Raw genomic sequence first — 16,058 nt, 5'->3', positions numbered from 1 at the left:
GGAAATAAAGTCATGAATAGGCTGAATTTCCTTTTCTAATTTGGGTGGCATTACGACGTGAGTCGTGTTGGAAGTAAAGTGTAGTAAATAAGAAATTGGAAGCATGCAAATGAGCCAAGAAAAGCAGCTTGAACAAAACTACAACTATACGGTCGTCCGTCAATTTACCCTCGTTACAATTTTGTGGGGTATTGTCGGTATGGGCGTTGGTGTTTTGATTGCCGCTCAATTAGTTTGGCCACAGCTAAACTTTGATACGCCGTGGCTGACGTACAGTCGTTTACGTCCCCTGCATACTAATGCGGTTATTTTTGCGTTCGGTACAAGTGCGCTGTTTGCAACATCATATTATGTTGTACAACGTACCTGTCAGACGCGTCTCTTTGGTGGCCCTCTCGTAGCCTTTACCTTTTGGGGTTGGCAAGCGATTATCCTGTCCGCTGTAATTACTTTACCGTTAGGTATGACCTCTAGTAAAGAATACGCAGAACTTGAATGGCCAATCGATATTGCTATCGCCCTTGTGTGGGTAGCTTATGCGGTCGTGTTCTTTGGAACTATGATTAAGCGTAGGACCTCGCATATTTACGTAGCAAACTGGTTCTTCGGAGCTTTCATCATAACGGTTGCCGTGTTGCACATCGTTAACAGCCTTTCTGTTCCTGTATCTGCGTTTAAATCGTACTCGATTTATGCAGGCGCAATCGATGCAATGGTACAATGGTGGTACGGACACAATGCGGTAGGCTTCCTATTGACAGCTGGTTTCCTAGGTATGATGTACTACTTCGTTCCTAAACAAGCTGGTCGCCCTGTTTATTCTTACCGTCTGTCGATTGTTCACTTCTGGGCTCTTGTGTCTCTGTATATCTGGGCTGGTCCTCACCACCTACACTACACTGCACTTCCCGACTGGACTCAGTCTCTAGGTATGGTTATGTCTTTGGTTCTGTTTGCTCCTTCTTGGGGTGGCATGATCAACGGTATTATGACTCTATCAGGTGCTTGGCATAAGCTTCGCTATGACCCAATCCTACGTTTCCTAATCGTTTCTCTATCATTCTACGGCATGTCGACTTTCGAAGGCCCTATGATGGCAATCAAAACGGTTAACGCACTATCTCACTACACGGACTGGACTATCGGTCACGTTCACTCTGGTGCGTTAGGTTGGGTTGCAATGGTTTCTATCGGTTCGGTTTACCACTTAGTTCCTAAACTGTTTGGTCAAGAGCGTATGTACTCTGTATCTCTAATCAATGTTCACTTCTGGTTAGCAACGATTGGTACGGTTTTCTACATTGTTGCGATGTGGATCTCTGGTGTGATGCAAGGTCTGATGTGGCGTGCAGTTAACTCTGACGGTACGTTGACTTACAGCTTTGTAGAGTCAGTAGAAGCGTCTTACCCGTTCTACTTTGTACGTTTCTTAGGTGGTTTCATCTTCCTATCTGGTATGTTCTTACTGGCATACAATACGTACAAAACTGTTTCAGCACCTAAAGATAGCCTTAAAGCTATCCCTCAACCGGCTTAAGGAGATTTAGAATGAGCTCAAATTCAAATAATCGCCATGAGTTGGTCGAGAAAAACGTTGGCTTACTAGCGATCCTGATCGTTATTGCTATCAGCTTTGGTGCTTTAGTAGAGATCACTCCTCTTATTTTCCAAAAACAGACAACAGAACCTGTAGAAAACCTACGAGTTTACTCTGCTCTGGAAATGGAAGGTCGTGATATCTATATCCGCGAAGGTTGTAACGTATGTCACAGCCAAATGATTCGCCCTTTCCGCTCTGAAACTGAACGTTACGGCCACTACTCAGTAGCTGGCGAAAGCGTTTGGGAACATCCATTCCTATGGGGTTCTAAGCGTACTGGTCCTGATCTAGCACGTGTTGGTGACCGTTATTCTGATGAGTGGCACCGTGTTCACCTTCTAGATCCTCGTGAACTTGTTCCTGAATCAAACATGCCAGGTTTCCCTTGGCTTGCTGAGAATGTACTTGATGGCAAATTGACTCAACAGAAGCTTGAACTCTTCCGTAATCAATTTGGTGTTCCTTACACAGACGAACAAATTGCTAACGCTAAACAAGATGTTGAAGGAAAAACAGAGATGGATGCAATCATCGCTTACCTTCAATCGCTTGGCCACGCAATGAAATAAGGAATAATTATGGACATTATTACATTTCAAAGTGTTTGGACTGTGACTGTTTTTGCTTGCTTCATCGGTATCGTTTGGTGGGCATACGGCAAGAACCGTAAATCACGTTTCGACGAAGACGCGAACCTAGTGTTTGCTGACGACGAGCCAGCAACAAGTTCTAAAAATGAAGGAGTGACAAAGTAATGAGTACATTCTGGAGTATCTGGGTTAGTGCGATTACGATTGGTACCCTAATTGGTTGTGCGGTCTTACTTCGTTGGTGTTTTAAAGATAAAACAGGCGTAGAAGAGGGTCATGATATGGGCCATGAATACGACGGTATTCGTGAGCTCAATAACCCACTACCTAAATGGTGGACGTACCTTTTCGTTAGCACGATTGTGTTTGCAGCTGTTTATCTTGCTCTATACCCTGGCCTTGGTAACTTTAAAGGTCTACTAGGTTGGACGAGTTCAAATCAAACAGTTCGTAGCGTAGAAGAGTCTCGCTCTGCAATCGCTGCAGCTCAAGCTAACAAACAGTTAGACGAATACGCTAAAGAGCTTGATGATGCAAATACCTACTTTGGTGAAGCGTTTAAAAAGCTAGCTCACGACGAAAACGGCCTACGTTCTGTCCCTGACATTGCATCAGATACTGACGCAATCAAAGTGGGTCAACGTTTGTTCCTGCAAAACTGTTCTCAGTGTCACGGCTCTGATGCTCGTGGTCAGAAAGGTTTTCCTAACCTAACTGACGACGCATGGCTATATGGCGGTGAGCCACAAGCTATTGTGACGACGATCATGCACGGTCGTGTTGGTCAAATGCCAGGCTGGAAAGATGCACTTGGTGAGCAAGGCGTTAAAGAAGTGGTTAGCTACACGCTTAGCCTTTCTGGACGTAGTGTGAACGCACGTGAAGCAGAAGCTGGTAAAGCACGTTTCGTCGTGTGTGCTGCGTGTCACGGTACTGATGGTAAGGGTAACCCTGCTGTAGGTGCGCCTGACCTAACAGACCGCGATTGGTTGTTCGGCGATTCTCGCGCTGATGTCACTGAAACAGTAATGAACGGACGTTCTGGCGTAATGCCTGCTTGGAAAGATATTCTAGGCGAAGACAAAGTTCAGCTTGTTGCATCATACGTGTGGAGTTTAAGCAACTCAGATAATAAGTAACATTTCAATAACAGCCTCTTTTTAAGAGGCTGTCTTTCCTTTATTTTATAACCCCTTCTTTTTATTCTTTTTTGAGATATTTTTTATGGTAAAGCCTTGGTATAAACAGTTTTGGCCGTGGTTCTTAATCGCGTTGCCGGCGACAGTAGTTATTTGGACCATCATTACGGTTATTGTGTTTACAGAGAACTCTGTAGATTTGGTGACGGAGGATTACTATAAAAAAGGAAAAGGCATTAATGTTGATATTTCGAAAGTAAACATCGCTAAAGAACTTGGTCTCTCGGCTTCAATTAATGAGAAAGGTAACTCTGTTATCATTACTCTAAATAAAGGCAAACTTGATCACTTCCCTGCTATTAACGCAATGTTCGTTCACAGAACACTGCCTGACCGTGATTTCACTCAGTTGCTTACCGCTGATGCGAGCGGCAATTACACGTTGACTCTAGACCACGAAATGCAAGGTCCATGGTTTATCGAGCTTTCTCCACATAACTCTGAATGGTTAGTGCAAGGTCGCATGAACTTCCCTATTGAAACTTCTACTCAACTAACGAACTAAAAGCTTATGTGTGAATCCTGTTATCACTGCGGTGAAGATGTACCAGCGGAAACGGATTTTAAAGTAGAGATCTTAGGAGCGACTCGAAATATGTGTTGTCCGGGCTGCGAAACCGTAGCCCAAACAATCGTTGATAGCGGTTTGGTTTCTTACTACCAATATCGCACCGCTCCAGCTGAAAAAGCTGATCTAGTACCAGAGCAACTTCTGGCTCTCAGCCATTATGATAATGAAGATGTCCAACTAGAGTTCGTTCGTAGCTCTGAAAACGCCTCTGAAGTGACATTGTCACTTGAAGGCGTCTCTTGTGCAGCTTGTGCATGGCTTATTGAAAAGCAAGTTTCTTCAAAGGCCGGGGTCGGTAGCATTCGTGTTAATACCACCACTAACCGTGCCCTGCTTAGTTGGGATAATACGCAAGTGAAACTTAGCGAGTTGTTATCAGCAATCCATACACTAGGTTACAAAGCTGCACCTTTTGAAGCCGATCAACAAGAAGCCGCCTATCATCGCTCGATGAAAAACTACCTCTATCGTCTTGGTGTTGCTGGTTTGGCGACCATGCAAGTCATGATGTTGGCTGTGGCACTTTATCTTGAAGTGTTTGGTAGCCTAGAGCCGGAATTCAAGAGTTACTTCCGCTGGGTTAGTTTGATCTTCGCAACCCCTGTCCTGCTCTACTCAGCGCTACCTTTCTATATTAATGCGTGGCGAAGCATTAAAGGCCGAACGCTAGGCATGGATGTGCCTGTGTCGATTGCTCTGCTATTTGCTTATGTTGCGAGTGTAGTGGCAACAGTTACAGAACAAGGCGAAGTATTCTTTGAATCAATCTCAATGTTTACCTTCTTCCTTCTACTTGGTCGCTTCCTTGAAATGCGCGCTCGTCGTAAAGCAGCAGCTGCTAGTGGTAACCTGCTTAAGCTCGTTCCTGCTATGGCGACAACGTTAGATGGCGATCAAGTTCCGGTGAAAACCTTGAAGGTTGGCGATCGGATTCGTGTTCTACCGGGCGAACATATTCCTGCTGATGGCAGAGTATTGTCTGGCAGAATTCACATCGATGAGTCAATGCTGACTGGCGAATCTATTCATGTGGTTAAGAACGAAGGCGATGCCGTCTTTGCTGGCACACTGAATGGTGATGAATCGTTTGAATTAGAGGTGATGACATCTAAGGCCGATTCGGTGATTTCTAATATCGTTCGTCTGCAAGATGAAGCACAGTTGTCTAAGCCTCGCATCGCGGAAATCGCTGATGTGGTCGCACGGTACTTTGTGGCAGTTATCTTAGTTATTTCATTCGGCACCTGGTTCTATTGGCATCAAACACGTCCAGAAGACGCGTTTTGGATCATGCTTTCAGTACTCGTTGCAACGTGTCCATGTGCTTTATCTCTTGCAACACCAACGGCAATTACCTGTTCAACCTCTTGTATGGGGAACTTTGGTATTTTGCTGCGTAAAGGGCACGTATTCGAAACTCTGTGTAAAGTTAACCACTTAATCATTGATAAAACAGGTACCTTGACTGAGGGGGATATTCGCATCAGCCAAGTAGACACCTTTTCAGACCTTAATAGAGAGACATGTTTACAAATTGCTTCAAGCCTAGAACAACACGCTAATCACCCTATAGCTAAAGCGTTCAAGACTCATCTTTCTGATGATATCGAAGTAGAGTCAGTCAATAACGTGATTGGTTCAGGCATCACTGGTGAGTGGAATGGCCAAGAAGTGGCGATTGGTAGTAGTGAATTCATTCTAGGTGAAGCTCAACCATCGGAAAGTAACGGTATTTATTTGTCAATGGCGGGGCGTCATATCGCGACGTTTACTTATGAAGATCCCATTCGCAAAGAAAGCATCGAGTTTATTAAGCAATTTAAAGAAGCGGGAATCAAAACGACTCTGCTGACTGGCGATTCTTTGATTAACGCGAAGCCTGTTGCTGAAGAGATCGGCATTACAGACATTGTTGCTAACGCGAAACCTGAAGATAAACTTGCTTACCTGAACTCTCGAGATGCAAGTGACATTACTATGATGGTTGGTGATGGTATTAACGATGCGCCTATACTTGCAGGTGCTCACCTTTCGGTTGCAATGGGGGGAGGTACAGATGTAGCGAAAGCCTCAGCGGATATGGTGCTATTGGGTGATAATCTCGATAGGTTACTTAAATCACGTACATTAGCGCTAAAAACGCGTAAGATAATCCGTGAAAACTTGGCGTGGTCATTGGGGTATAACTTGCTTATCCTTCCTCTAGCAGTGTCTGGTTTAGTTGCTCCTTACATTGCCGTCGTCGGCATGTCGGCTAGCTCTATTATAGTTGTGTCTAACTCGTTAAGGCTTTTAAAAGAGCAAGGGAAATAATGGAAAGTTTATACATCCTCATTCCAATAGCGATCGTACTTGTGTGCATCGCAGTCGGAATCTTTCTTTGGGCAGTAAAGAGCGAGCAGTTTGAAGATCTTGAACGTCAAGGCCATAGTATTCTATTCGATGAAGACAGCCATGCTAACCATAACTCTGACAACAAACCAGCTGGGGACAAGAAAGCCGAGATGAGCACCCCTGCCTCTAGAGAAAATTACGTTAGCGTAGAAAGCCAAACTAGTTTAGAAAAAAAGTATGATGACACCTGATTGGATCGGCGCTTTTGTTGTTGGATTGATAGGCTCAGGTCATTGCATGGGAATGTGTGGTGGCATCGCTTCGCTTCTTTCGATTGGCAACACTAAACCTTCCCCTATTACTCCCCTTCTGTATAACCTTGGACGCCTATTAAGCTATGCCGTAATTGGTGGCGTGATTGGTGGTGCAATTTCTTCGATTGGTCAACTAAGCGATTTCAATGCTTTGCTTGGTTGGCTTCGTCTGTTTGCTGCCGCCTTTATGATCATCTTAGGGTTGTACATTGGAAAATGGTGGTTTGGATTGTTGTTTTTCGAAAAAGTCGGGCAGAAGCTATGGCGCTATATATCACCTGTAGGTCAATCATTTCTGCCATTGAAGCACCCCATCCATGCTTTACCATTTGGTTTCATCTGGGGTTGGCTCCCATGTGGCCTTGTTTATTCAATGCTTACGTGGGCAGCGGTATCTGGAAGCTGGTATGACGGAGCGGGAATCATGCTAGCCTTCGGTTTAGGGACCCTTCCAGCAATGTTAACCGTTGGTATGGGGGCTAATTTCTTCAAGAAACTGCAACAAGTTGATTTATTTCGCCAGTTAGGCGCAATTTTAATCCTAATTTACGGCTTTTATACTGGATATATGGCTCTACACCTTATTATTTATACCGTATAGCTGTTCTTTAAACCCGGTTTTTTTACTACCCTTTAGGATTAAGGAATGCTAAAATATTGATGTATGTCAAATAGTGAAAGATTGTTATGATTTCTGAAAAGCCTGCGACGAAACGTGTTCAGTCTGGTGGTTGTGCAATCCATTGCCAGGATTGTAGTATTAGCCAGCTCTGTATTCCATTTACTTTGAATGAATCTGAACTCGATCAACTTGATCAGATCATTGAAAGAAAAAAGCCTATTCAAAAAGGCCAAGAGTTATTTAAAGCCGGTGACGAGCTTAAATCTCTGTATGCTATTCGCTCTGGAACGATCAAGAGCTATACGATTACCGAGCAAGGTGATGAGCAGATTACTGCGTTCCACTTAGCTGGTGACCTTGTTGGCTTCGATGCGATTACAGGTGATCTACACCCTAGTTTCGCTCAAGCACTAGAAACGTCTATGGTATGTGAAATCCCATACGAAATTCTTGATGATTTATCGGGGAAAATGCCTAAATTGCGTCAGCAAATTATGCGCCTGATGAGTAATGAGATTAAAGGTGACCAAGAAATGATTCTGCTTCTTTCTAAAAAGAATGCGGAAGAGCGTCTTGCAGCATTCCTTTACAATCTTTCTACTCGGTTCTCTCAACGCGGCTTTAGCCCTAGAGAGTTCCGTTTAACTATGACTCGCGGCGACATTGGTAACTACCTAGGTCTAACTGTCGAGACGATTAGTCGTCTTTTGGGACGTTTCCAAAAAGCTGACATCTTGAGTGTTAAAGGAAAATACATCACTATCGAAGATCATGATACGTTGATGGAACTCGCTGGTGTTTCAAAAGAATAGTCTAGATATCAATGATGTAGCCTAATAATGAGCTACATCATATTTCTCCCTTAAAACCTCTTATATTTCTCTTCATCTCTCTATAACTACGCTACATTATTTATATATTCGTTCTGAAAAGTAGGCTTAGTTATGAGTATCTATAACAAAATTTTAGTTGTCGCTGACATTAATCACGATGAGCAACCTGCTCTAGTTCGTGCTATCCAACTTGCGAAGAAAAGCACCTCAACAAGCCATATCACTTTCTTTTTGTCGATCTATGATTTCTCTTATGAGATGACATCGATGCTCTCTGTCGACGAAAGAGACGCAATGCGCAGAGGAGTTATTCATCAACGTGAAATCTGGATGAATAAAGTAGCAGAACCTTACCTTGATGATTCCATTGAATTCAACGTTAAAGTTGTGTGGCACAACCGCCCATATGAGGCGATCATTGCAGAAGTATACAGTGGTGATCACGATATCTTAATCAAAGGTACGCGTAAGCACGATACTTTAGAATCTGTTATTTTCACTCCTACTGACTGGCACCTACTTAGAAAATGCCCTAGCCCTGTGCTGCTGGTTAAAAATGACTTCTGGCCTGATGATGCGAAGATCTTTGCTTCAGTTCACGTAGGCTCAGAGACAGAAGCTCACTTAGAGCTCAACGATACGATGGTTGATAGATTACTGGAGATCACCGGCCGCTTGGATGCAGAACCGTTTTTGGTTAATGCTTACCCTGTGACACCGGCGAATATAACAATCGAATTGCCAGAGTTTGATCCAACATCTTATACCGACGCAGTTCGTGGCCATCACTTAACGGCAATGAAAGCGTTGCGTCAGAAGCACGGTATGTGTGAAGAACAAACCGTGGTTGAGCAAGGCTTGCCTGAAGATGTTATTCCTCGTGTAGCTTCTGAAAATAACGCTGCGATGGTGATTCTTGGTACTACGGGCCGTACCGGTTTGTCTGCTGTGTTTATTGGTAATACTGCGGAACATGTGATCGACAAGATTAATTGTGACGTGCTTGCTCTTAAACCGTCTGGTTACGTGAGCCCATTAGACCCTAACCTTTCGAAAGGTTAAGTTAGCGACAAGTTTAACTTATAAAAAATGCCTCAAGCATTGCTTGAGGCATTTTTGTTTATCTAGAGCAACGCCATTCCAAATACAGAATGGCTAAAATCATCTTTATTCACTCAAGTGGCTAAACATTCGTTACGTCGATGAACATTGACTCATCAATGTTTGAAGATGATATTTCAGCTTCTTCGAATTCGTATGCTTTGCGATCTTCACTACGGTCAAGTGGAAGGTTTATGAAGTCAAACAACTCGCGATCAGCCAGTTGACTTGGGCTAACGTTCTGGATTGATTTAAAGATCTTCTCAACACGGCCTGGAGTTTTCTTGTCCCAATCAATTAGCATCGCTTTAATGTTCTGACGCTGTAGATTCTCTTGAGAGCCACACAGGTTACAAGGAATGATTGGGAACTCTTTGTGTTCTGCGTATTTGATCAGGTCCGTTTCACGACAGTAAGTCAGTGGACGAATAACAACGTTACGGCCATCATCTGAACGAAGCTTTGGTGGCATTGCCTTTAGACGAGCACCGTGGAACATGTTCAGGAACATAGTTTCAACGATATCATCAAGGTGATGGCCAAGTGCGATCTTAGTTGCCCCAATCTTCTCAGCGAATGAGTACAAAGTACCACGACGAAGACGAGAACATAGGCCACACGTTGTTTTGCCTTCTGGCACTTTCTCTTTAACCACTGAATACGTATCTTTATCTACGATATAGTAAGGAATGTTCAGTGTTTCAAAGTACTCAGGAAGAATGTGTTCAGGGAACCCTGGTTGTTTTTGATCTAGGTTTACCGCCACAACATCAAACTTGATAGGTGCTGCTTCACGTAAACGTAGCAAAATGTCTAACATCGCAAATGAATCTTTACCGCCACTAATACATGCCATTACTACGTCATTCTCTTCGATCATGTTGTAGTCGATGATGGCATTTCCAACATTTCTTCTCAGGCGTTTCTGAAGTTTGTTGAATTCAAGTGTTTCTTTTCTATTATCGTTTTGGTTCATTGCGACTCTCACACCGTCGTATTACCGACTGTAGATTGCTAGTGGGATGTTTTAGGGCGTGGATTATACGGATTTTTATTTGAGGTTGAAATAGTAACGGCAGTATAACCAAGCTGAGTAATAGAAAGTTTTTGCTTTTATTGTTCGATAAGCCCCTAAACGGTTAGAGAGACGCGTCTTAGTAAGATCTCGGTTGGTATTACAAATAAAGAAAAGCAGCCTGATCTTATTCGATGAGGCTGCTTTAAGGTATGTCGCAAAAGCATAGAGGAATGATTTCGCTAACAATGATTCCGTTAAAAATTATTGCGCGGGAATGTACGGCAATACGCGAACTGTTGGTTCTGGTAACGTGATGCTGTCACTTCCATTCAGTTCTTCTAAAGTGAATTTCGCACGTCCTTCTTTGATTGGTAGTTGCTTGCCGTTTGAAAGCTCGATGTTGCCTTCAAGCTTATTAGCGAACTCCAGCGTTAACCCTTGGATATCTGGCGTGAACCAACCAGAGAACATGCCGCTGACATCTTCAAGCATCGCCTGCATCTGTGGTAATAGGTTTTCTATCTGTGCAACTTCAACCTTGCCAACTAAAGGCTCTTGAGTCATCACGACTAAAGAGTACGCACATTCTTGTTCTTGTGTTTGTACAAAGATAAGAGGGTTTGCTGAACGAAGGTTTTGATCTACCGGTAGAAGCAGTTCATTCGCAGAAGAGACTTTTAGCTCTTCGTAGTGCTCTTCTTTTTCCATCCAAGCTTTGCTGATGTGACAGGTTTGCTGAGCTTGTTGATCAACAAAGAAGACCGCCACTTTGACATCATCATGCCCTTCTTTGGTGTTATTTTTCAGCTGAGTATAAAGCTTAGAATACGTGAACATGTATTCTTGCGCTGAAGCAGGAAGAGAAACCCCAAGGCTTAGTGAGGCTAATAAAGCGAGTGCTGTCTTTTTCATTATTATAATCTTGTCGAAGTTGAGCGTTTATAAATAGAAAGAGCAGCCAATGAGCTACTCTTTTTGTGACATTACTTGGTGTAAGCTGACTATCGAAGGCAACCAAGTTGGTATCAAAATGAGTTACTTTTTCCAGTATACCTCGTTGTGACGGATCATAGCTTGTAAATCAGTCACATAGTCGGAACCTCGCTCAGAATATTTTAACAAGCCATTGGTGAGCTCTGTCGCCGTTGCGGTTGTTAAAAGATCATCACCTTGCGCAGCAAGTTTTGCACGAATCGCTCTTAGATCGGCGTAAGCACGGTTACGATTAAGGTTCATGAAGTAACGATGTACGGATTCTTGGCTTGAAGAGAAAGTTGCGACTTCATGCGAGCTACCTTCGTTACGTTGTAGCGGAACAAGGCCACAACCTTTGGCGTAACACCAATGTCCAAAATAGTTGTTCGCTTTGGTGGCGAAACGCGACGTACCCCAAGCTGACTCATTCGCTGCCTGTGTTAGTACAAGCGCCTCTGGCAGCACATTGACGCAGTTAAGCATCTCTGTCAGCCATGCCTGATCCAAACCTTCAGTAGGTACTGGCAGGCTGTACAACTTCCCTAACCTTTTCGCATAAGACGCGTCTTCAGAATCAATACTGTTTAAACCAGACGTAGAGAGCTTAGTTAAAAACGCACGTTCTTTGGTGATACGTTTGTTTTCAATATTGATGCTTGGACGAAGGAACGAAAAGAACGTGTCTTTTTTCTCATTCACATCTTCGATGGCCGCAAAGTTTGGTGTGCTCGAAGAAACCGTCAAGTCACCAAACTGGTCGGTCGAATTGGAATTCTGTTCTGTCGTACGTCGACGCTCTTCTTCTTGGTAAATATAAGGACCAATCAGTGAGATAGACCCAACAAGAGCCAGTGCCGTCACTTTAAGCGCAAGTGATTTGCTTGCGCTTGCCTGCGTGTCTTTATGCATCGAACACCTGTGGGTTTTTGTTGTTACTGTCGTTATTATCTCTGCCGTCGTTATTGTCGTCATCGTCCTTTGACCTGTCTGACGCAATAAGCTTTAACTTGATGCCAAACATTTCACGGTAAAGAATACCTTTCACGTGGAAAAAGAATGGAAGAACGAAAATTAAACCAATGCCATACATCATCGCCGCAATGATGAACATCAACATCACCATTAAGTAGATAGACGCGATAGTGAGGATTTTCTTGTTTACGGCCCGCAAAGAAAGCAACAGTGATTGCATTGGAGGTACTTTTTTATCGCAAATCAACAGAATTGCATGGCTAAATGCAAGTGAGAAATAGATAGAAAGGAACGGGAGTATCATCCCCGCGATACCTTGTAACATCAGGCTGAACAAAGTGACTAAGATAACAGGCACTGTAAATTGTAGACCTTTACCTATGTGACGAGTCTTGGTTTGTAAGCCTGCAGCGTGGCTCATTGCCATTAAGCTAATACCAGCGTAAATAGGAGCGCTGACTACTTCATAGCTAAAGTTAGCAATGAAAATAGATTCAACGATTTGTGGGGTGAAAGCCTCTGGGTCTATAACGGCATCTAGGATAACCGCAGGATCACCCAGTTGTAATTTTAATGCGATATAAAAAATGGCCAGTTGCACGAACATCAGAGCAACAATAGCAGGAGAGAACGAAAGAAAGTGACTGATGGTTTGTTTCCAAGCCTCTTGGAATACAGCCGTTGCTTTGAGCTCATAATCGCCAGAAAGTGCACGGTCGATACTACCGCCCAGATTAAAATCTTTTTCGATGTCGTCGTTCATAATGATACCTAGGTGTACTTACTTTATCGAAGCCACCTAACTTATTGATAAAAAATTGTCTTCATTATACTCATATGTCGGATATAAACTAAAATATGAATCTGTAACAAGCTTTGCTTTTAAGTCTTAATGGTTAATAATTAAACACTTATTTGGCTGTAAAGCTTGTAAATATCAGTATGGTCAAAGAAGTTTACTTTTACCTGCGAAATTTTTTATCTTCGAATGGTAAAAAGTGCTTTGAATTCACGTTTTTGGTGATTATGATGCGCGCCTTAAAAGTGTATAGCAACAGGTGTCAAAAAGAACCAAGGTGGAGAAAAACAGACGTTGAAAGCTAAAAAATCAGTAGGAAAGCCAGTCGTACAACTTAGTGGCATTAGTAAAAGTTTCGATGGTAAAGAAGTCATCGGCAATCTTGATCTAAACGTAAATCATGGTGAGTTTCTCACGATTTTAGGCCCATCAGGCTGTGGTAAAACAACCGTATTAAGAATGATTGCGGGTTTTGAAACTGCAGATAGTGGTCAAATACTATTAGCTGGTCAGAATGTAACTCAAGTTCCTGCTGAACAAAGGCATGTTAACACTGTATTCCAAAGCTATGCCCTATTCCCGCATATGACAGTCTTCGATAATGTGGCATTTGGCTTACGCATGCAGAAAGTTCCAAGCAACGAGATTGAACCTCGTGTAATGGATGCTTTAAAAATGGTGCGTTTAGAACAAATGGCACAACGAAAACCACACCAGCTATCCGGTGGTCAACAGCAACGTATCGCAATCGCTCGTGCCGTCGTGAATAAGCCAAAAGTCCTTTTATTGGATGAATCTCTATCTGCTCTTGATTACAAATTACGCAAACAGATGCAAATTGAGCTGAAACAATTACAACGCCAACTTGGTATCACTTTCATTTTTGTAACACACGACCAAGAAGAAGCGCTGTCTATGTCTGACCGTATCATTGTTATGCGTGATGGCGTGATTGAACAAGATGGCACACCAAGAGAGATCTACGAAGAGCCGAAGAACCTATTTGTAGCACGTTTCATTGGTGAAATTAACGTATTCGAAGCGACAGCAAAATCTCGTCAAGATGAAAAACGCATTGTTGCGACAATCGAAGGTGAAGAGTCCATTATCTATCACGATAAAGACGTAACACCGGGTCAAAGACTGCAAGTATTGCTTCGCCCTGAAGATCTTCGTATCGAAGAAATTAAAGAGTCTGAGCAACGCGGTATTGTTGGCCACATTGTCGAGCGAACCTATAAAGGCATGACATTAGATTCAGTCGTAGAACTTGAATCTGGTATGCGTGTCATGGTTAGCGAATTCTTCAACGAAGATGACCCTGATGTTGATCACTCACTGGGCCAAAAAGTTGCAGTAACTTGGGTTGAGAGCTGGGAAGTGGTATTAGAAGATGAGCAAGAAGTTTAATTTACAAAACGCAATTGTTGCTTTAATCACAGGTTGGTTAGTGCTGTTCGTGATGATTCCAAACATCATGATCATCGGTACTAGCTTCTTAACTCGTGATGAAGCGAACTTGATCGAGATGACCTTCACTCTCGATAACTATGTGCGTTTGGCTGACCCGCTGTATTTTAAAGTGTTGGTGCACTCTTTCTATATGGCAATTGTCGCAACCCTACTTTGTTTAATTATTGGTTACCCGTTCGCTTATATCGTGGCAAAAATGCCTGCGAAGTGGCGTCCAATCATGTTATTCCTAGTGATTGTGCCATTCTGGACTAATTCTTTGATCCGTACTTACGGACTAAAAGTGGTGCTGGGTACTCAAGGTGTGTTGAATAAGGGCTTGTTAGCGTTAGACATTATCGATAAACCGCTACGTATCATGTATTCAGAAACAGCAGTAATGATCGGTTTGGTGTATATCCTACTCCCGTTCATGATTTTGCCGTTGTACTCAGCGATTGAAAAGCTAGACGATACTTATTTAGAAGCGGCTAAAGACTTAGGTGCGAATAAACTTCAAACGCTATTGAAGGTTGTTTTACCCTTAACGATGCCAGGCATTATCGGCGGTTGTTTATTAGTACTTCTTCCGGCGTTAGGCATGTTCTACATCTCTGACCTATTAGGCGGCGCTAAGAACCTATTGATTGGTAACGTGATTAAGAGCCAAGTGCTCAACGCTCGAGACTGGCCGTTTGGCGCAGCAACCAGTATCGCATTGACCATGGCAATGGCTGTGATGTTATACGCCTACTACCGAGCAGGTAAGCTATTGAATAAGAAAGTGGAGCTAGACTAATGGGTCGTACAGTTAAGTTCAGCTTTATGGCGCTGGTATACGCGTTTCTTTACCTACCTATTATTGTATTGATTGCAAACTCATTTAATGCCAATAAGTTTGGTATGAAATGGGGTGGCTTCACCACTAAGTGGTATGACGCGCTGATTAACAACGACAGCCTAATGCAGGCTGCGTGGCACTCGATCAACGTAGCGGTGTTCTCAGCAACAGCCGCAACGATTGTCGGCAGCCTTACAGCAGTAGCCCTATTCCGTTACCAATTCAAAGGTAAAGGCATCGTAAATGGCATGTTGTTCATCGTGATGATGTCACCAGATATCGTAATGGCGATTTCGCTTCTTGCACTATTTTTGGTAATGGGTGTTCAACTGGGGTTCTTTACTCTACTTGCGGCGCACATTACTTTCTGTCTGCCGTTCGTTGTTGTTACGGTTTACAGTCGTTTGAATGGCTTTGATGTGAAGATGCTAGAAGCTGCAAAAGACTTAGGCGCGAGCGAATGGACGATCCTAAAACAGATCATCTTACCTCTTGCTAAGCCAGCAGTTGCTGCGGGTTGGTTATTGAGCTTCACTTTGTCTCTGGACGATGTGATCATCAGCTCTTTCGTAACAGGCCCAACCTATGAAATCTTGCCACTGAAGATTTACTCAATGGTTAAAGTGGGTATCTCTCCTGAGGTAAACGCCCTAGCAACAGTGATGTTAGTGGTGTCGTTAGTACTGGTGATTATTTCTCAGTTACTAGCGAGAGAGAAGATCAAATAAGTCTCCTATTCTATATAAAGACGGACTTGATAAGAAGTTAACAAACTTCATGTTCTACAAAGTGTTAATCATAAACAGAATGGTAAATTGCCATTCTGTTTTTCTATCT

Annotated in this window: 17 protein-coding genes; 13 read left to right on the top strand and 4 right to left on the bottom strand. The window is 43.0% G+C overall.

Going from position 1 to position 16,058, the window contains the following annotated elements; all coding sequences use genetic code 11:
• The first annotated feature begins 109 nt into the window (after window positions 1-109).
• The 10 genes from ccoN to uspE all read left to right on the top strand — a co-directional run bounded on the left by ccoN (window position 110) and on the right by uspE (window position 9,125).
• On the top strand, window positions 110-1,537 hold the full coding sequence (ccoN, locus tag WR49_RS13110) for a cytochrome-c oxidase, cbb3-type subunit I (protein ID WP_046224352.1): 1,428 nt from the start codon (window positions 110-112) through the stop codon (window positions 1,535-1,537).
• Between the two features lie 11 nt (window positions 1,538-1,548).
• On the top strand, window positions 1,549-2,169 hold the full coding sequence (ccoO, locus tag WR49_RS13105) for a cytochrome-c oxidase, cbb3-type subunit II (RefSeq protein ID WP_017057247.1): 621 nt from the start codon (window positions 1,549-1,551) through the stop codon (window positions 2,167-2,169).
• A gap of 9 nt (window positions 2,170-2,178) precedes the next feature.
• Window positions 2,179-2,355 (top strand): CcoQ/FixQ family Cbb3-type cytochrome c oxidase assembly chaperone, encoded by a 177-nt coding sequence (locus WR49_RS13100; protein WP_004742291.1) that lies wholly within the window; start codon window positions 2,179-2,181, stop codon window positions 2,353-2,355.
• Entirely contained in the window at window positions 2,355-3,329 is a 975-nt protein-coding gene (ccoP, locus tag WR49_RS13095) for a cytochrome-c oxidase, cbb3-type subunit III (protein ID WP_017057248.1), read from the top strand. Before WR49_RS13100 ends, ccoP begins: the two co-directional genes overlap by 1 nt.
• A gap of 85 nt (window positions 3,330-3,414) precedes the next feature.
• Window positions 3,415-3,894 (top strand): FixH family protein, encoded by a 480-nt coding sequence (locus tag WR49_RS13090; protein ID WP_046224311.1) that lies wholly within the window; start codon window positions 3,415-3,417, stop codon window positions 3,892-3,894.
• Between the two features lie 6 nt (window positions 3,895-3,900).
• On the top strand, window positions 3,901-6,273 hold the full coding sequence (locus WR49_RS13085; RefSeq protein ID WP_046224310.1) for a heavy metal translocating P-type ATPase: 2,373 nt from the start codon (window positions 3,901-3,903) through the stop codon (window positions 6,271-6,273).
• Entirely contained in the window at window positions 6,273-6,545 is a 273-nt protein-coding gene (gene ccoS / locus WR49_RS13080; RefSeq protein ID WP_046224309.1) for a cbb3-type cytochrome oxidase assembly protein CcoS, read from the top strand. The genes WR49_RS13085 and ccoS overlap by 1 nt, the downstream gene beginning before the upstream one ends.
• Complete coding sequence (locus WR49_RS13075; protein ID WP_046224351.1) at window positions 6,535-7,209, top strand: sulfite exporter TauE/SafE family protein; 675 nt, start codon at window positions 6,535-6,537, stop codon at window positions 7,207-7,209. The genes ccoS and WR49_RS13075 overlap by 11 nt, the downstream gene beginning before the upstream one ends.
• Window positions 7,210-7,295: 86 nt before the next feature.
• A complete protein-coding gene (locus tag WR49_RS13070) occupies window positions 7,296-8,042 on the top strand; it encodes an FNR family transcription factor (RefSeq protein WP_017057253.1) in 747 nt (248 codons plus the stop codon).
• Between the two features lie 132 nt (window positions 8,043-8,174).
• Window positions 8,175-9,125, top strand: a complete 951-nt coding sequence (gene uspE / locus WR49_RS13065; protein WP_017057254.1) for a universal stress protein UspE — start codon at window positions 8,175-8,177, stop codon at window positions 9,123-9,125.
• A gap of 121 nt (window positions 9,126-9,246) precedes the next feature.
• On the opposite strand, the gene ttcA is transcribed toward uspE, so the two are convergent.
• The 4 genes from ttcA to WR49_RS13045 all read right to left on the bottom strand — a co-directional run bounded on the left by ttcA (window position 9,247) and on the right by WR49_RS13045 (window position 12,892).
• On the bottom strand, window positions 9,247-10,140 hold the full coding sequence (gene ttcA, locus WR49_RS13060) for a tRNA 2-thiocytidine(32) synthetase TtcA (protein WP_017057255.1): 894 nt from the start codon (window positions 10,138-10,140) through the stop codon (window positions 9,247-9,249).
• 303 nt (window positions 10,141-10,443) lie between these two features.
• The gene (locus tag WR49_RS13055) at window positions 10,444-11,094 is read right to left on the bottom strand and encodes a DUF2987 domain-containing protein (protein WP_046224308.1); all 651 of its coding nucleotides are present in this window, start codon (window positions 11,092-11,094) and stop codon (window positions 10,444-10,446) included.
• 123 nt (window positions 11,095-11,217) lie between these two features.
• Window positions 11,218-12,066 (bottom strand): glucosaminidase domain-containing protein, encoded by an 849-nt coding sequence (locus WR49_RS13050; RefSeq protein WP_046224307.1) that lies wholly within the window; start codon window positions 12,064-12,066, stop codon window positions 11,218-11,220.
• Window positions 12,059-12,892, bottom strand: coding sequence for a hypothetical protein (locus WR49_RS13045; RefSeq protein ID WP_046224306.1), 834 nt, complete (start codon window positions 12,890-12,892; stop codon window positions 12,059-12,061). The genes WR49_RS13050 and WR49_RS13045 overlap by 8 nt, the downstream gene beginning before the upstream one ends.
• Before the next feature lie 330 nt (window positions 12,893-13,222).
• Here WR49_RS13045 and potA point away from each other — a divergent pair, with 330 nt between their 5' ends.
• From potA to potC, 3 genes are read left to right on the top strand one after another with little or no spacing between them, the layout of a single operon-like run.
• On the top strand, window positions 13,223-14,338 hold the full coding sequence (gene potA / locus WR49_RS13040) for a spermidine/putrescine ABC transporter ATP-binding protein PotA (RefSeq protein WP_046224305.1): 1,116 nt from the start codon (window positions 13,223-13,225) through the stop codon (window positions 14,336-14,338).
• Window positions 14,322-15,179 carry a spermidine/putrescine ABC transporter permease PotB gene (potB, locus tag WR49_RS13035; protein WP_046224304.1) on the top strand — a complete coding sequence of 286 codons (858 nt, stop codon included), beginning with the start codon at window positions 14,322-14,324 and terminating at the stop codon, window positions 15,177-15,179. Before potA ends, potB begins: the two co-directional genes overlap by 17 nt.
• Window positions 15,179-15,949 (top strand): spermidine/putrescine ABC transporter permease PotC, encoded by a 771-nt coding sequence (gene potC / locus WR49_RS13030; RefSeq protein WP_009846722.1) that lies wholly within the window; start codon window positions 15,179-15,181, stop codon window positions 15,947-15,949. The genes potB and potC overlap by 1 nt, the downstream gene beginning before the upstream one ends.
• Window positions 15,950-16,058 lie beyond the last annotated feature (109 nt).

The sequence above is a fragment of the Vibrio sp. ECSMB14106 genome (assembly GCF_000972265.1).
Lineage (GTDB): Bacteria > Pseudomonadota > Gammaproteobacteria > Enterobacterales > Vibrionaceae > Vibrio > Vibrio kanaloae.
The sequence above is the reverse complement of the archived record's forward strand: the minus strand, read 5'-3'. Positions and strand labels throughout refer to the sequence as shown.

Bases quoted from the DNA above. Each gene is read 5' to 3' on its own strand.
- WR49_RS13055 (WP_046224308.1), bottom strand. From the start codon at position 11,094: ATGAAAAAGACAGCACTCGCTTTATTAGCCTCACTAAGCCTTGGGGTT.
- ccoO (WP_017057247.1), top strand. From the start codon at position 1,549: ATGAGCTCAAATTCAAATAATCGCCATGAGTTGGTCGAGAAAAACGTT.
- ccoS (WP_046224309.1), top strand. From the start codon at position 6,273: ATGGAAAGTTTATACATCCTCATTCCAATAGCGATCGTACTTGTGTGC.
- WR49_RS13045 (WP_046224306.1), bottom strand. From the start codon at position 12,892: ATGAACGACGACATCGAAAAAGATTTTAATCTGGGCGGTAGTATCGAC.
- potB (WP_046224304.1), top strand. From the start codon at position 14,322: ATGAGCAAGAAGTTTAATTTACAAAACGCAATTGTTGCTTTAATCACA.
- WR49_RS13075 (WP_046224351.1), top strand. From the start codon at position 6,535: ATGACACCTGATTGGATCGGCGCTTTTGTTGTTGGATTGATAGGCTCA.
- WR49_RS13090 (WP_046224311.1), top strand. From the start codon at position 3,415: ATGGTAAAGCCTTGGTATAAACAGTTTTGGCCGTGGTTCTTAATCGCG.
- WR49_RS13070 (WP_017057253.1), top strand. From the start codon at position 7,296: ATGATTTCTGAAAAGCCTGCGACGAAACGTGTTCAGTCTGGTGGTTGT.
- potC (WP_009846722.1), top strand. From the start codon at position 15,179: ATGGGTCGTACAGTTAAGTTCAGCTTTATGGCGCTGGTATACGCGTTT.
- ccoN (WP_046224352.1), top strand. From the start codon at position 110: ATGAGCCAAGAAAAGCAGCTTGAACAAAACTACAACTATACGGTCGTC.
- WR49_RS13085 (WP_046224310.1), top strand. From the start codon at position 3,901: ATGTGTGAATCCTGTTATCACTGCGGTGAAGATGTACCAGCGGAAACG.
- WR49_RS13050 (WP_046224307.1), bottom strand. From the start codon at position 12,066: ATGCATAAAGACACGCAGGCAAGCGCAAGCAAATCACTTGCGCTTAAA.
- ttcA (WP_017057255.1), bottom strand. From the start codon at position 10,140: ATGAACCAAAACGATAATAGAAAAGAAACACTTGAATTCAACAAACTT.
- ccoP (WP_017057248.1), top strand. From the start codon at position 2,355: ATGAGTACATTCTGGAGTATCTGGGTTAGTGCGATTACGATTGGTACC.
- WR49_RS13100 (WP_004742291.1), top strand. From the start codon at position 2,179: ATGGACATTATTACATTTCAAAGTGTTTGGACTGTGACTGTTTTTGCT.
- uspE (WP_017057254.1), top strand. From the start codon at position 8,175: ATGAGTATCTATAACAAAATTTTAGTTGTCGCTGACATTAATCACGAT.